This is a genomic window from Kitasatospora sp. NPDC008050 (assembly GCF_042957465.1).
Classification (GTDB): Bacteria; Actinomycetota; Actinomycetes; order Streptomycetales; family Streptomycetaceae; genus Kitasatospora.
On the sequence record NZ_JBIBIJ010000003.1, the window covers coordinates 363,108 to 377,844 of the forward strand.

The 14,737-nt window shown below is 71.7% G+C and carries 14 protein-coding genes; 7 read left to right on the forward strand and 7 right to left on the reverse strand.

The window, feature by feature from the left end; translation table 11 throughout:
- Positions 1–151: 151 nt before the first annotated feature.
- On the forward strand, positions 152–1,351 hold the full coding sequence (locus tag ACFZB9_RS08520; RefSeq protein ID WP_391444889.1) for a M20 family metallopeptidase: 1,200 nt from the start codon (positions 152–154) through the stop codon (positions 1,349–1,351).
- A gap of 59 nt (positions 1,352–1,410) precedes the next feature.
- Positions 1,411–1,737: a nuclear transport factor 2 family protein gene (locus tag ACFZB9_RS08525; RefSeq protein WP_391444891.1), complete on the forward strand. Its 327-nt coding sequence runs from the start codon at positions 1,411–1,413 to the stop codon at positions 1,735–1,737.
- A gap of 84 nt (positions 1,738–1,821) precedes the next feature.
- Here the strand turns inward: ACFZB9_RS08525 and ACFZB9_RS08530 are convergent, their stop codons facing one another.
- Entirely contained in the window at positions 1,822–3,006 is a 1,185-nt protein-coding gene (locus ACFZB9_RS08530; protein WP_391444893.1) for an agmatine/peptidylarginine deiminase, read from the reverse strand.
- Between the two features lie 182 nt (positions 3,007–3,188).
- Here ACFZB9_RS08530 and ACFZB9_RS08535 point away from each other — a divergent pair, with 182 nt between their 5' ends.
- A complete protein-coding gene (locus ACFZB9_RS08535) occupies positions 3,189–3,842 on the forward strand; it encodes a TetR/AcrR family transcriptional regulator (RefSeq protein WP_391444895.1) in 654 nt (217 codons plus the stop codon).
- A 33-nt stretch (positions 3,843–3,875) separates the two neighbouring features.
- On the opposite strand, the gene ACFZB9_RS08540 is transcribed toward ACFZB9_RS08535, so the two are convergent.
- The 6 genes from ACFZB9_RS08540 to ACFZB9_RS08565 all read right to left on the reverse strand — a co-directional run bounded on the left by ACFZB9_RS08540 (position 3,876) and on the right by ACFZB9_RS08565 (position 10,260).
- Positions 3,876–4,673, reverse strand: a complete 798-nt coding sequence (locus tag ACFZB9_RS08540; protein ID WP_391444897.1) for an ATP-binding cassette domain-containing protein — start codon at positions 4,671–4,673, stop codon at positions 3,876–3,878.
- Positions 4,666–5,673 carry an ABC transporter ATP-binding protein gene (locus tag ACFZB9_RS08545; protein WP_391444899.1) on the reverse strand — a complete coding sequence of 336 codons (1,008 nt, stop codon included), beginning with the start codon at positions 5,671–5,673 and terminating at the stop codon, positions 4,666–4,668. Before ACFZB9_RS08545 ends, ACFZB9_RS08540 begins: the two co-directional genes overlap by 8 nt.
- Complete coding sequence (locus tag ACFZB9_RS08550; protein WP_391444901.1) at positions 5,670–6,524, reverse strand: ABC transporter permease; 855 nt, start codon at positions 6,522–6,524, stop codon at positions 5,670–5,672. The genes ACFZB9_RS08545 and ACFZB9_RS08550 overlap by 4 nt, the downstream gene beginning before the upstream one ends.
- A complete protein-coding gene (locus ACFZB9_RS08555; RefSeq protein WP_391444903.1) occupies positions 6,521–7,480 on the reverse strand; it encodes an ABC transporter permease in 960 nt (319 codons plus the stop codon). The genes ACFZB9_RS08550 and ACFZB9_RS08555 overlap by 4 nt, the downstream gene beginning before the upstream one ends.
- Positions 7,477–9,138, reverse strand: a complete 1,662-nt coding sequence (locus tag ACFZB9_RS08560) for an ABC transporter substrate-binding protein (RefSeq protein WP_391444905.1) — start codon at positions 9,136–9,138, stop codon at positions 7,477–7,479. Before ACFZB9_RS08560 ends, ACFZB9_RS08555 begins: the two co-directional genes overlap by 4 nt.
- A 111-nt stretch (positions 9,139–9,249) precedes the next feature.
- Positions 9,250–10,260 (reverse strand): agmatine/peptidylarginine deiminase, encoded by a 1,011-nt coding sequence (locus ACFZB9_RS08565; protein ID WP_391444907.1) that lies wholly within the window; start codon positions 10,258–10,260, stop codon positions 9,250–9,252.
- Positions 10,261–10,612: 352 nt separating this feature from the next.
- Here ACFZB9_RS08565 and ACFZB9_RS08570 point away from each other — a divergent pair, with 352 nt between their 5' ends.
- The 4 genes from ACFZB9_RS08570 to ACFZB9_RS08585 all read left to right on the forward strand — a co-directional run bounded on the left by ACFZB9_RS08570 (position 10,613) and on the right by ACFZB9_RS08585 (position 14,658).
- Positions 10,613–11,185: a TetR/AcrR family transcriptional regulator gene (locus tag ACFZB9_RS08570; protein ID WP_391444909.1), complete on the forward strand. Its 573-nt coding sequence runs from the start codon at positions 10,613–10,615 to the stop codon at positions 11,183–11,185.
- A gap of 58 nt (positions 11,186–11,243) precedes the next feature.
- Positions 11,244–11,825, forward strand: a complete 582-nt coding sequence (locus tag ACFZB9_RS08575; RefSeq protein WP_391444911.1) for a TetR/AcrR family transcriptional regulator — start codon at positions 11,244–11,246, stop codon at positions 11,823–11,825.
- Between the two features lie 329 nt (positions 11,826–12,154).
- The gene (locus ACFZB9_RS08580; RefSeq protein ID WP_391444913.1) at positions 12,155–13,324 is read left to right on the forward strand and encodes an agmatine/peptidylarginine deiminase; all 1,170 of its coding nucleotides are present in this window, start codon (positions 12,155–12,157) and stop codon (positions 13,322–13,324) included.
- A 155-nt stretch (positions 13,325–13,479) separates the two neighbouring features.
- Positions 13,480–14,658, forward strand: a complete 1,179-nt coding sequence (locus ACFZB9_RS08585) for an agmatine/peptidylarginine deiminase (protein WP_391444915.1) — start codon at positions 13,480–13,482, stop codon at positions 14,656–14,658.
- Positions 14,659–14,737 lie beyond the last annotated feature (79 nt).

The window sequence follows — 14,737 nt, forward strand, 5'->3', positions numbered from 1 at the left end:
GGGCCTTCTCGTGGCACGATCCTGCGAAATTGCCCGAAACTCCTGCCGGGGGATTCAGAATCACCGAACAAGATCGCGTTGCGCAGGATCACACCGCAGCCGGTCGCACCACACACGTTCCCGCCGCGCGCGGGCTCGATCGGAGGTACCCGTGTCCCTGCACGACGACGCTCTCGGGCTGGCCCCGGAGCTGGTCCGGCTCCGCCACGACCTGCACCGGTTCCCCGAGACGGGTCTCGCCCTCCCGCGCACCCAGGAGCGGGTGTTGCAGGCCCTGGACGGGCTGCCGCTGGAGGTGAGCCAGGGCTCGGCGCTGAGTTCGGTCACCGCGGTGCTGCGCGGCGGGCGACCGGGGCCGGCGGTGCTGTTGCGCGGCGACATGGACGGTCTGCCGGTCGTCGAGAAGGCCCCGCTGCCGTTCGCCGCCGACAACGGTGCCATGCACGCCTGCGGACACGATCTGCACACCACCATGCTCGCGGGTGCCGCCCACCTGCTGGCCGCACGGCGCGAGCAGCTCCACGGCGACGTGGTCTTCATGTTCCAGCCCGGCGAGGAGGGTTGGAACGGAGCCGGTGCCATGCTGGCGGAGGGCGTGCTGGACGCGGCGGGCAGGCACCCGGTCGCCGCCTACGCCTTGCATGTGACGTCGGCCGGGCCGCACGGGGAGTTCAGCTCCCGGCGCGGACCGGTCATGGCCGCTTCCGGCACGCTGCGCGTCACCGTCCACGGCGCGGGCGGCCACGGCTCGGTGCCGCACCGGGCCAAGGACCCCATACCCGCGGCCTGCGAGATGGTCACCGCCCTGCAGACCATGGTGACCCGCCACTTCGACGTGTTCGATCCGGTGGTGGTCACCGTCGGGCTCCTCCAGGCCGGCACCCAGCGCAACATCATCCCCGAGACCGCCCACTTCGAGGCGACCGTGCGCACCTTCTCCGCCGAGGCGCAGGCCAAGGTCGCCGACATCTCGGTGGAGCTGGTCAGGGCCATCGCGGCCGCCCACGGCCTGCGGGCCGAGGTCGAGTACCTCCCCGAGTACCCGGTGACCGTGAACGACGGGGCCGAGACCGACTTCCTGGCCGACACCGTCCGGGAGGCCCTCGGCGAGGAGCGCTTCCAGACGATGCCGAACCCGATGACCGGGTCGGAGGACTTCTCCCGGGTGCTGGATGCCGTTCCCGGCTCGCTCGTCTGGCTCGGCGCCGCCCCGAAGGGGGTCGACCCGGAGGTCCTGCCGGTCAACCACTCGCCGTACGCGGAATTCGACGACGCGGTGCTCGCCGACGGCGCCGCGCTCTACGCCGAACTCGCCACCCGCCGGCTCGCCGCCGGCGATCTCGCGGCCTGAACCGCCCAGCAGAACCACGACGTAGAGAACAACGGAACCGAATGCAGAGAGAGCGAGACATGACCGAGCCGCGCGAGGTGGTCGAGCAGCAGCTCACCGCCTACAACAACCACGACATCGACGCCTTCGTCGCCACCTATGCCGAGGACGTCACGGTCAACCGGGCCAACGGCAGCCAACTGCAAGGCCGGCCGGCGCTGCGTGACACGTACGCCGGGCTGTTCGCCAAGGGCAGCTGCCGGGCGGAGATCGTGGGGCGGCTCACCGAGGGCGACTGGGTGGTCGACCACGAGATCGCCCGCGGCATAACCGACGAGCCGCTCCGCGTCCTGGTGGCCTACCGCGTGCGCGAAGGCCTCATCGACCGCGTCGACTTCCTCAACTGAGCACAGCCGGACAGGACATGCGGGGAGGGTGCCCGGCATCGGGTGCCGACCGAACGCTGGACACCCTCCTGGTCTCGCGCCTCGTCAGGCTTGCGGCTGCTGCTGGGTGACGCAGTGGATGCCGCCGCCGCCCGCTCCGATGGAGTCGATGTCGAGCTGGACGACGGTCCGGTCCGGGAAGAGCTGGGCCAGCGTCTCCTTGGCGGCGGCGTCGGCGCGGCTGTCGCCGAACTGGGCGGAGATCACAGCGCCGTTGCAGAGGTAGTAGTTGGCGTAGGAGCCGACGAAGTCGGGGTTGGTCGAGCGGATCAGGTTGTAGTTCGGGCCCTGGATCTCGCTGACCGCGATCGGGTCCCCGAGCGCGTCGGTGGCGCCGGAGAGGATCTGGTCCTGCTGGCGCTCGTCGTTGGACCAGATGTCGGTGTCGCGCGGCTGCGGGATCTGGACGGCGGCCGCCCCTTCGCCGAGGAACCGGGAGGTGGCATCGACGTGGTCGTCGGTGATGTCCTGGCCCGCGATCCCGGGGAACCAGATCACCGTGGAGGCTCCGTAGGCCGCGCACATGGCGGCCTCGATCTGGGTCTGGGACAGCTGGGGGTTGCGGTTGGTGTTGATGATGCTGCTGCGGGTGGCCATCAGGGTGCCGGCGGCGTCGGTCTCGATGGCGCCTCCCTCGCTCACCAGTCCGGCGGCGGTGAAGGGGATGCCGAGGTAGGCGGCGACGCGCTGGGCGACCTGGGCGTCGTTCTGGTGCGGGTTCTGCTTTCCGCCCCAGCCGTTGAAGTTGAGGCCGACGGCGTCGAGTCCGCCGGCTCCGTCGGTGCGGAAGATCGGGCCGGTGTCGCGCATCCAGCAGTCGTCGACCGGGATCGAGCTGATGACCGTGACACCCGAGCCGCACAGGGAGCGGGCCTTGGCGGCGCTGGCCGGGTTCGCGCACATGATGACCGGCTCGTACTCGGCGATGGTCCGGGCGACCAGGGCGATGTTCGACTGGACGCCGCTGAGCTGGTTGCGCCAGATGCTGGTGCTGTCCGGCCAGGCCATCCAGGTCCGGGTGTGGGGCAGGCTGTCCAGTGGGACGCAGTAGCCGGTCGCGGCGGCCGCCTGGGCCGCGCCCGCCAGCGCCCGGCTCGGGCGCTGGCCGGCCATCGCCCGGCCGCCGGTGGCGGTGGCGAGTGCGGCGCCGGCGGCGGTCAGGCCCGCGGCCGTCAGGAATCCGCGTCTGCCGACCCCGGCACGCGGCCGGGGCTCCTGGTATTCGTTCATTGCTGACCTCCAGTCAACTGACCGTGGATTCACCACGGTTGACGGGGAACATAAAACTGACCAAGCGCTCGGTCAATACTTCGCGCAGCAATCCGTGGCAATCCGCAGCGGTCCGCCGCACTCCGCCTCAACTCGCCGGCACTCCCCGGCGCTCGCCGACCCGGACTCGTTAGAGTTGCGGCATGGCCGCGCGCGCGAAGGACGTCATCACCGCAACTCCCGGGAACGGTCCGGCCGTCCCGCCGAAGCCGCCCGGGCGCTCGCGGGCCTCGGTCAAGGGTGAGCAGACCCGGGCGCGCCTGATCGCCGCAGCGCGGACCCTGCTGGCCGGCGCCGGCGGCGAACGCTTCACGACCCGCAACGTGGCGGCTGCGTGCGGGATTTCACACGGTATGTGCCACTATCACTTCGCGGACCGGACCGATCTGATCGTGGCGGTGGTCCAGGACATCCGGCCCGACTGGATCGCCCCGCTGGAGGCGGCGGTCGACGCTCCCGGCAGGTTCGCCGAGCGCGTCGAGCGGGTGCTGGCCCTGCTCACCCAGCCCGAGGCGACCGACCTGGCCCGGCTGCACTCCGCGCTGCACTGGTTCGCCCTCCACGACGAGCGGGTCCGGGTCGCCCTGGACGCCGAGTACCGCCGTTGGCGGGCCTGCTTCGTCCGGCTCTTCGAGGTACTGGCCGAGGAGCGCGGCGGCGGCATCGACCCGCGGCCGCTGGGCGAAGCGGTCGCCGGGGCGGTCGACGGGCTGGCGGCGATCCGGTCCCTGGACCCTCAGCTCGATGCCTCCTCCGTCCTGCGCGGGCTGGTCCTCGCGCTGACCGAGAGCGCCTGAGTCGCAACGCCGGCCACCGTCACCGGGCACGCTCTACAGGGCCCGCCGGGCGGCGGCGATCTGCCGGGGGTCCCAGCCCGGTCGGGGCACGGAGTCCAGCAGCAGTCGGGTGTAGGGGTGTCGGGGCGTGGCCAGCACCTCGGCGGTGGGTCCCGACTCGACGACGGCGCCGTGGCGCATGACGATGACCTCGTCGGTGACGCAGCGCACGACGCCGAGGTCATGGGTGATGAACAGGTAGCCGACGCCGGTCTGTTCGCGGATGTCGGCGAGCAGGTTGAGCACCTGCGCCTGCACCGAGACGTCCAGCGCCGCAACGGCCTCGTCCAGCACCATGACCGCGGGTTCGACGGCCAGCGCGCGGGCGATGGCAACGCGCTGGCGCTGGCCGCCCGAGAGCTGGCGGGGCAGGGCGCTCGCCGCCCGGCTGCCGAGGCCGACCTGGTCGAGGAGTTCGGTGATCCGGCGGGCGTGGTCGGCGTCCGGGAAGTGCAGGCGCAGCGCCTCGCGCAGGGCCGCCTCGACGCTGGTGCGCGGGTCGAGGGAGAGGAACGGGTCCTGGAAGACCATCTGGATCTGCCGGGCCCGGGCCAGGCGTTGGGCCCGGCCCCGGGCGCGCCCGGTGCGGTCGCGCCCGTGCAGCAGCACCTGTCCGGCGTCGGCCTGTTCCAGGCCGACGATGATCCGGGCGGTGGTGGTCTTGCCGGAGCCCGACTCGCCGACGATGCCGAGGGAGCCGCCTTCGGGAAGGCTGAAGGTGACGTCGTCGACCGCGCGGACGGCCCCGAACGTCCGTTGCAGACCGGTGACTTCGAGCACGGCGTCAGGCATCGGCGGCACTTTCGGTGAGGCGGTCGCTGTGGTGGCAGGCGGCCAGGTGGCCGGGTGCGCCGGACGCGGCCCGCGGCTGCGGGGCCTCGGTGGCGCACAGCTCGGTCGCGAAGCGGCACCGCGGGGCGAACGGGCATCCGGTCAACTCCTGACGCAGGTCCGGTGGTTGGCCTTCGATGGCGGCGAGCCGGGCACCGGGGGCAGTCAGGTGCGGGGTGGCGGCGAGCAGCGCGAGGGTGTAGGGGTGGCGGGGGCCGGCGAAGAGGGTCTCGGCCGGGCCGGTCTCCACGATCCGTCCGGCGTACATCACATAGACCCGGTCGCTGATGGCCGCGGCGAGGCCGAGGTCATGGGTGACGAAGAGCAGCGCGGTGTCGAAGCGCTGCTTCAACTCGCCGATCAGCGCGATCACTTCCGCCTGGCTGGTGACGTCGAGTGCGGTGGTGGGCTCGTCGGCCAGCAGCAGCACGGGGTCGCCCATCAGCGCGGCGGCGATCATGACGCGTTGCAGCATGCCGCCGGACAGCTGGCCAGGGTAGCGGCGCAGGACGGACTCGTCGAGGCCGACGGCTTCCAGGAGTTCGGCGGCCCGGCGGGTGGCGTCCTCCTGCGTCATGGTGCCGGTCAGCCGGACGCTCTCGGTGAGGAAGTCCCCGACGCGGCGCAGCGGGTTGATGGCGGCCCGCGGGTCCTGGAAGATCATCGCGACCCGGCCCGTGCGCAGCGCGCGCAGCTGCTGCGGATTCAGCGCGAGGACGTCCTCGCCGGCGACGCAGACCTCGCCCTGGGCCTGGGCGCCCTTCGGCAGCAGCCGCAGCACGGTTCGCGAGGTCAGCGTCTTGCCGGAGCCGGACTCGCCCACCAGGGCGACGGTCTCGCCGGCCGCGATGTGCAGGTCGACGCCGTCGAGGACGGGCCGGGCGGTGCCGGGCAGGCGCAGCCGCAGGTTCCTGATGTCGAGGGTGTCGAGGGTGTCGGGGGTGTCGGGGGTGCGGGTCATCGGTCCCTCCTGGCGACCTGGTCGGCCCAGCGCTCGCCGACGACGTTGAAGGCGACGACGGTCAGCACGATCGCCAGGCAGGGCAGGATCGCGGAGAGCGGGTAGCCGCGTTGGACGGCGGTCTGGCCGTCGAAGACCATCCGGCCCCAGTCGGGGGTCAGCGCGGGAACGCCGAGTCCGAGGTAGGACAGGCCCGCGAGGTCGATGAGGGCGTAGCCGAAGTTGATGGTGGACTGGGCCAGCACGACGGGAGCGATGTTGGGGATGACGTGCCGCAGGCAGATCTGCAGCGCCGAGTGGCCCTGGACCTGGTAGGCAGCGACGTAGGGGCGCATCCGTTCGGCGAGCACGAGGGAGCGGGTCAGCCGGGAGACGTAGGGCAGGTAGGCGATCGCCAGGGCGATGACCGGGGCGAGCAACCCCTCGCCGTAGACCGTGACGATGAGGATCGCGAGCAGCATCCCGGGGAAGGCGAAGACGAGTTCGGTGCCGCGCGAGAGCACCGAGTCCAGCCAGCCGCCGCGCCAGCCCGCGGCGACGCCGACCGCGACGCCGGCGAGGGTGGAGAAGACGACGACGCCGAGCGGGCCGATCAGCGAGGTGCGGGCGCCGAGCAGCAGCCGGGAGAGGGTGTCGCGGCCGGCGGCGTCGACGCCGAGCAGGTGCTCGGCGGACGGGCCGGCGAGCACGTTGCCGAGGTCGACCGTGTTCGGGTCGCCGGGGGCGATCCAGGGTGCGAGCAGGGCCGCGAGGACGACCAGCAGGACGAAGCCGGCGCAGGCCAGGTAGAGCGGCTGCCGGGCGGCCCGCAGGCGGGCCAGGCCGGGGCGGCGGGTGAGGGCGGTGGTCATGCGGTGGACCTCCGGGCGCCGAGGGTGACCGTGGGATCGACCAGCGGGAAGATCAGGTCGACGACGAGGTTCACGGTCATGAACAGCCCGACGATGAGCAGTGAGATGGCCTGGACGGTGGGGAAGTCCTTGGTGGTGGTGGCGAGTTCGAGGAGCTGTCCGATGCCGCCGATGCTGAACGCGGACTCCACCAGGACGGTGCAGATGATCAGGGTGGAGATGATCAGGCCACCGGTGGTGAGCACGGTGCCGAGCGCGTTGCGGAACACGTGACGCCAGATCACCTGCCGCTGCGGCACACCGCGGCTGCGGGCCACGGCGACGTGTTCGCTGCCCAGTTGCTCCAGCATGGCGGCGCGGGTGACCCGGGCGAGCATGCCGATCAGGTAGAGGGCGAGGGCGACGGCCGGCAGGGTGAGGTGCCACAGCAGGTCGCCGAAGCCGTGGCCGGTGCCGCCGGTGGGGAACCAGCCGAGCCGCACGGAGAAGAGCCCCTGGAGCAGGATCGCGGCCACGAAGGACGGGGTGCCCACCGCGACGGTGGTGCTGATCAGGATCGTCGAGTCGATCGCGCCGCCGCGCACCGCGCCGATCCAGCCGAGCGCAAGGCCCGCCACCACGACCAGCACGAGCGCCATCACGACCAGCAGCAGGGTGCTGGGCAGCCGGTCGGCGAGCAGCCTGGAGACGTCGGTGCGGTACTCGATCGAGCGTCCGAAGTCGCCCTGCAGCACCTGGCCGAGCCAGCGGAAGTACCGGACGAAGAACGGGTCGTCGAGGTGGTACTGGTGGTTGATCTCCGCCAGCGCGGCCGGTGAGGCCGACCGCCCGGAGAGCAGGAAGCTCGCCGGATCGCCCGGTGCCAGGTACATCGCGCCGAAGATCACGAAGGAGGCGCCGAGCAGGGTGGCGGCCATCTCCAGCAGCCGGCGGACGGCGAATCGCGCGAAACTCACTGGGCCGCCCCCACGTCGGCGGCCCACGGGTAGTACATGTAGGAGATCGTGGTCGGGGCGCCGGTGATCCGCTTGTTCATGAAGAGCGAGGTCGGCCACTCGGCGACCGGGATCCACAGGTCCTGGTCGGAGGCCTGCTTGTTGAGCTGGGCCTCGATGGCCAGGCGCTGGGCCGGGTCGTAGGTGGCGACGGCCTTTTCGACCAGGTCGTCGTAGGACTTGTCGCTGTAGCCGGCGTAGTTCTGGTACGAGCCGGTCTGGAAGTTGGTGAGCAGGTCCATCGGGTCGGTGATGGACAGGTAGTACGTCTCGGGGAACATGTCGATTCCCTGGCGCGCCTTGGGGTCGGTGAACAGTGCGGTGAAGGCGTCCGGGGCGATCGTCTTCAGCTGGATGTTCAGCCCGATCCTGGTGCCCGCCGACTGCACGGCCGTGGCCAGCAGCGAGACGTCCTGGCCGATCGAGCTGGTGGCCATGGTGAGGGTCCTGCCCTTCGCACCGGCGTCCTTGATCAGCTGGGTGGCCTGGGCGATGTCCGACGCGGTCGGCTGGAGTCCGCCGAGGGCCGTCTGCCGCGCCGCCGGGTCCGCCGCGGCCCAGACCGCCTTGGCGGTGAGGGAGGTGGTCGGGGTCCCGTTGCCGCCGAGTCCGGTGTTGACGAAGCCGGTGCGGTCGATCGCCAGCGAGAGCGCCTTGCGGACCCGGACGTCGCCGAGCGGGCCCTGCATGTTGGTGACGTTGACGTTGACGGTGCTCAGGCCCTCGCCGAAGTAGAGGGTGCCGGCGCTGCTGCTCCTGAGGCGGGCGTAGCTCTCGGTGGGGATGAGGTAGCCGCCGTCGGCCCCGCCGGTGAGCAGGGCGTTGGTGCGGGCGGAGGGGTCGGTGAGGAACTCGAAGACCACCTTCTTCGACTTGGCCCCGGCGCCCCAGTAGTCGTCGAAGCGGTCCAGCTCGATCGACTGGCCCTTGGTCCAGGTGCCGAGCCGGTACGGGCCGGTGCAGTCGAGGCTGCCGCTGGTGCCGTAGTCCTTGCCGGCCGCCTGCACGCCCCGCGCGCCGACGACCACGCCGGCGGCGGTGGCCATGTACTGCGGGAACTGCGAGTCGGGGGTCTTGAGCTTGACGGTGACCTGCAGCGGTCCGGTCTTCGTGACGGCGTCGACGTTCTGGAAGACGTTCGCCCACGCGCTGCCGCTGTCCGGGTTCATCTGCCGGCCGAGGCTGAACACCACGTCGTCGGCGGTCATCACCCCGCCGTCGTGGAACTTCACACCGGGGCGCAGGTCGAAGACCCAGGTGGTGGGGTCGGGGTTGGTGGCGCTCGAAGCCAGGCCCGGCTGCTCCTTGAGCTGGGGCGTCCAGCGCATCAGGCTTTCGCAGACATTGGAGAGGATGGTGTTCTGCGGGTAGTCGAAGGCCTGGGTGTAGTCGAGGGTCGGCGGCTCGGCGTACAGGGCCCAGCTGAAGGAGTCGAGCTCGCCCTTCGCAGCCGGGGTGTCGGCCGAGAGCGCGTAGGCACTCTGGCCGCCCGGGCCGCCGGCCCGTGGCGGGCCGGCGCAGGCGGCGACCAGGGCGAAGGCGCTCAGAGCCGAGGCTGCCAGGGTGATCCCGCTGGCGTGCCTGCCGCGTCTGCCCAGGCGCGGTGGGGTGGGGGGCATCGGCGCTTCCCTTTCGTTCCGGGGGTTCGTGTCCGGGGGGATTCGTGTCCGGGGGGATTCGTGTCCGGGGGTTCGTGTCCGGGGAGGGGTTCGTGTCCGGGGAGGGGGAGGTCAGGCGGTCGGGCGGGTGGCCGGGACCTGCTGGGTGATGCAGTGGACCCCGCCCCCGCCGTAGGCGATGACCCGGGCCCGCACGCCGACGACCTTGCGGCCCGGGTAGGCGCGGGCCAGCGCGGCCAGCGCGCCCTCGTCCTCGGGGTGGTCCGCGACGGGCACCACGACGCCGCCGTTGGCGAGGTAGAAGTTCAGGTAGCCGACCTCGGTGTGCTTGCCGTCGACCTCGACCCAGGCGGCCTGCGGGAGGTCGACGATCTCGAACGGACGGCCCTGGGCGTCGGTCGAGTGCTCCAGGACGGCCCGGTTGGCGCGCATCCGCGCGTAGTCGGGGTGCTCGGGATCGGCCGGCAGCTGGACGACCACCTTGCCGGGGGCGACGAAGGCGCAGACACCGTCCACGTGCCCGTCGGTCTCGGTGTCCAGCAGCCCGCCGTAGGGCAGCCAGAGGACCTTGGTGACGCCGAGGCGGGCCTTCAGCTCGGCCTCGATCTCCTCGCGGCTCATCGCCGGGTTGCGGTTGGGGTGCAGCAGGCACTGCTCGGTGGTGATCAGGGTGCCTTCGCCGTCGACGGTGATCGCACCGCCCTCCAGGATCATCTCGGAGCGGATCGCCGGCACACCGAGGTGCTCCAGGAGCAGCGCGCTCACCCGGTCGTCGGCGTCCCAGGGGTGGTGCTTGCGGCCCCAGGCGTTGAAACGGAAGTCCACACCGGCGCGGTGGCCGTCCTCGTCGAGGACGAAGATCGGCGCGCAGTCGCGGAACCAGGAGTCATCCATCACCAGTTCCACGACGGTGACGCCCTCGCCGCACAGCTCGCGGGCCTCCTCGCCGTAGCCGGGCGGTGCCGCCATGGTGACCGGTTCGAACTGCGCGATGGCGCGGGCGACCGCGGCGTACTCGTGCTTGACCTCGTCCAGGGTGTCGCCCCACAGGTCGGGGCGGACGGGCCAGGCCATCAGGCAGCGCTCGTGCTCGGTCCATTCGGCGGGCATACGGAAAGTCACGGCAACCTCTTCCTGTTCGGGTCTTCGGTGATCGGCCGGTGGCGCCGCCCGGCGACGGCCGGGGCTGGGGCTGGGGCTGGGGCTGGGGCTGGGCAGCTGGGGAGGTTCACCGGCCTGCCGCCCGGGCCCGCAGTGGGCTGGGGCTGTGGTGTGCGGGCTGAGGCTGTGGTGTGCCCCGCATCTTTCACCGTACTGAAAATTCAGTCAAGCCTCTCGACCTCGCGAGACCTCATCGCAATGTGTGACGCCCCAGCCAGGTGCGATCCACCCAGGCCCAGCCCTGAGCCACCTCTGACAAATCCGTCAGGAAATTGGTCCGACCACGCTCTCGGCACCAGTAGAGTGAGCCTCCATGTCGGACCGTCGGACAGAGATACTCAAGGCAGCCACCCGCGTGATCGCACGGCGCGGCGTGCGCGGACTTCGCGTGGGCGAGCTGGCGCAGGAGGCCGGGGTCTCGACCTCGCTGATCTACTACCACTTCACCGACCGCGCCGGGATGCTGCGCCAGACCCTCGAATTCATCACCGACCGCGCCGACCGCTACACCGCGGAGCCGGATCCCGGGACGGACCCCGGCGACCCTCGCACCGACCTGGCACAGGTCCTGCTGCTGGAGCTCCAGGACACCCCCGAGGTGCGGGAGAACAGCACCGCCTGGGGCGAACTGCGCGCCAGCGCGGTCTTCGAGACCGAGCTGCGCGAGGACCTGGCCCGGGCCACCCACACCTGGGTCCACGAGATCGCCGACCTGCTGGCCCGCGCCGATCCGCTGGGCACGGCCCCGGCGCACGCGGCCGCCGCCGAGCGCCTGACGGCCCTCGTCGAGGGCCTCAGCGTCCGCTGGCTCAGCGGCTCCCTGCCACTGGAGCACGCCCGGCGCCTGCTCGAAGGCGCCGTCGACGCCGAGCTGGGCACCGGCTGAGCCCGCTCCTGGCATTTCGATCAGTAGCCTGCCCGCAGGTCGCGTAGGGTATCGGACTATGGCAGCCGGTCGTCGAACAGTCATCATGGAGGCCGCCGCGCGGGTGATCGCGCGGCGCGGGGTCCGCGGTCTTCGCGTGGAGGAACTCGCGGCGGAGGCCGGGGTGTCCACCGCGCTGATCTACTACCACTTCAAGGACCGCACCGGGATCCTGCGCCAGACGCTGGAGTTCATCAGCGACCGCGCCGAGCGCTACACCAGGCAGCAGCTGGCCGGCGGCGAACCCCTCGGCGCCCGCGAGGAGTTGGAGCAGGCCCTGCTGCTGGAGCTGCAGGACACCCCCGAGGTGCGGGAGAACAGCACCGCCTGGGGTGAGCTGCGTGCCAGCGCGGTCTTCGAGACCGAGCTGCGCGAGGACCTGGCCCGGGCCACCCTCGTCTGGGTCCAGGAGATCGCCGGGATCCTCGGGCGCGTTCAGCCGATGGGGTCGGCCGTGGCGCTGGCCGGCGCGGCCGAGCGGCTGACCGCCCTGCTGGAGGGCCTGAGCGTGCGCTGGCTCAGCGGCGGCCTGCCCCTGGAGCACGCCCGGAACCTGATGTCCGCGGCGATCGACGCCGAGGTGGCACGCCTGCGTCCGTAGTACCTGTCCGCCACCACCGGCCCCGGGCATCGGCCCGGGGCCGCTGCGTTCGCCCGCCGGCGCCAGGTGCTTGTGCGGGCATTCCCGCAGCTCAGAACTTGACTGACTTTTCAGTCAGTGCGACAGTGGGCCTACCGCCAGACCCGGGCAGGTCCAGCGCACCTCCCCGGCCCGCCGGCACGGCGAGCCGCTCCAAGCGCGCACCCCCGCAGAGCCGCACACCCGCACCCACCGGTGCGGACGTGGCGGACACCGCCGAACCGCTCCCCCGCCGATCCGGGCGCTCGCCGGTGTCCATGGCCCGAGCCACACTTGATCTGGAGACCCCCATGAGTGACCCGTACACGCGCCCCTCGTTCGGTGACCGCCTCTTCGGTGCCACCCCGTCCCGGCGTACCGTGCTCGGCACGGCAGGTCTGGGCGCGGCCGGGCTGGCCCTGGGTTCGCAGGCCTTCGCCGGCTCCACGGCGTTCGCCGCCGCCGACGGCGGCGCACCGCGCCCCCGGGTGCCCATGGACGACGTCCCGCACGCCCGGACCTGGATGTCCTGGCCGTCCCGCAAGTCGGTCTGGGGCCGGCAGCTGCGCGGAGTGCAGGAGGACATCGCGCTGATCGCCCGCACCATCGCGCTCTACGAGCCGGTGGTCATGTGCGCACCGGACGACTACTCGGTCGAGGAGGCCCAGCACGCCTGCGGCCCCGGCATGCAGGTGATCGGCTCGATCCCGACCGACGACCTGTGGATGCGCGACATCGCCCCGGTCTTCCGGCGCGACGGCCGCGGCGGGCTCCAGGCCGTCGGGCTGAACTTCAACGGCTGGGGCAAGAAGCAGGTCCACACCGACGACGCCCACGTCGCCGAGAACCTCGCCCGCCTGAGCCGCCTGCCCTTCGTCCGCGCCGACTTCGTCGGCGAGGGCGGCGGCATCGAGACCGACGGTGACGGCACGGTCATGGCGACCGAGAGCAGCCTGGTCAACAAGAACCGCAACCGCGGCTGGAGCCGCGACGACGTCGAGGCGGCCGTGCTCGATGCCTACGGCGCGGACACGATGATCTGGGTGCCCGGCATCAAGGGCAAGGACATCACCGACGACCACATCGACGTGACCTCCCGCTTCGTGCGCCCGGGCCTGGTGCTGGTCCAGCTGCCGCCGCAGGACCGCAACGACGCCTGGGCGCGGGACGCGCGCGAGCAGTTCACCATCCTGAACGCGGCGACCGACGCGCGCGGACGCCGGTTGCAGGTCATCGTCGTCGAGGGCCCGGACACCGTCCGCTCGCGGCGCTCCGACTTCGTCGACTCCTACCTCAACTTCCATCTCGTCAACGGGGCTGTCATCGCCGCCCAGTTCGGCGACGGCTACAAGGACGCGGCGGCCAAGCGGACCCTGGAGGCGGCCTTCCCCGGCCGTGCGGTCGTGCAACTCGATGTCGACCGGCTGATGGCCGGCGGTGGCGGCATCCACTGTTCGACGATGCAGGAACCGCTCCCGTAGGGCTCGCCCGACAGGCCCCAGCAGCCGCCCTGCCTTCGATCCGCCTCGGTGCGCCCCCGCGCCGTCGACGGCCTGCCGCGCCGAGGGCTTGCGTCAGACAGGCCCTGGGCCGTAACTCCCTGTACCAGCACCACCAGCACCCCCCGGAGAACCACGTGGCCCTGTCCGCCCTTTCCCGCCGTACTGTGCTGCGGTCCCTCGCCGGTGCCGGCGTCGTCGCGCTCGGCGCATCGGCCTGCACCGGACCCGACGACCTGGACGACACCGCCGATGCCAGCACGGCAGCCTCCAACCAGCCGTCCCAGAGCGGCAGTTCGAACGGCTCGACGCCCGGGCGCAAGCTCGGCGCCGAGTGGGAGAAGCACGCGCGCACGTTCATGGCGTGGCCCGCCTCGCAGGACATCTGGGGCGAGCAGCTCGACGGCGTCCGCAAGGACATCGCGAGCGTGGCGCGGGCGATCGGCGGCCGCGAGCCGGTGGTCCTGCTCGTGCGGCCCGGCCAGGAGGCGGCGGCGAAGAACGCCTGCGGCTCGAACGTCGAGATCTTCTCGACCCCGGTGGACGACCTGTGGGCGCGCGACACCGTGCCGGTCTTCGTCGAGGAGGCCGGAAAGGTCAAGGGCGTCGACTTCAACTTCAGTGGCTGGGGCGGAAAGCAGCAGCACGCGAACGACGCCGGCATCGCCCGCGCGGTGCTGGCCAAGTACGGCATCGAGCGGATCCAGACCCCGATCGTCGCCGAGGGCGGCTCCTTCGAGACCGACGGCCAGGGCACCCTGCTGATCACCGAGAGCTCGGTCGTCAACAACAACCGCAACCCCGGCAGGAGCCGCGACCAGGTCGAGGCGGAACTCAGGAAGGCCCTGGGGGTCAGCAAGGTGATCTGGCTGGCCGGCGTGCGCGGCAAGGACATCACCGACGCGCACGTGGACTGCCTGGCCCGGTTCGCCGCCCCCGGCGTCGTCTTCCTGGACCAGGCCTTCCCCGGGATGCCGGCCGACGTCTGGTCCCGCTCGGCCGACCAGGCCCGGTCCGTCCTGGCGGACGCCACCGACGCGACCGGCAAGAAGCTGAAGGTCATCGAGATCCCGCAGCCGGACCCCGACCAGATCACCGGCCGCGGCGATGCCTTCGTCTCCTCGTACATGAACTTCTACATCGGCAACAAGGGCCTCTACCTGCCGCTGTTCGGGGACCAGAAGGCCGACGACCAGGCGCAGCAGATCATGAAGGACCACTTCCCGACCCGCGAGATCGTCCCGGTCCGGATCGACACCATCGCCTCCGGCGGCGGCGGCATCCACTGCTCCACGCACGACCAGCCCGCCGGCTGACCCGGTCCCCCGAGCAGAACCCGCCACCCGACACGAGGAGTTGAGGCCATGATCCGGCACGGTTTCCGCGCTGTGCGCA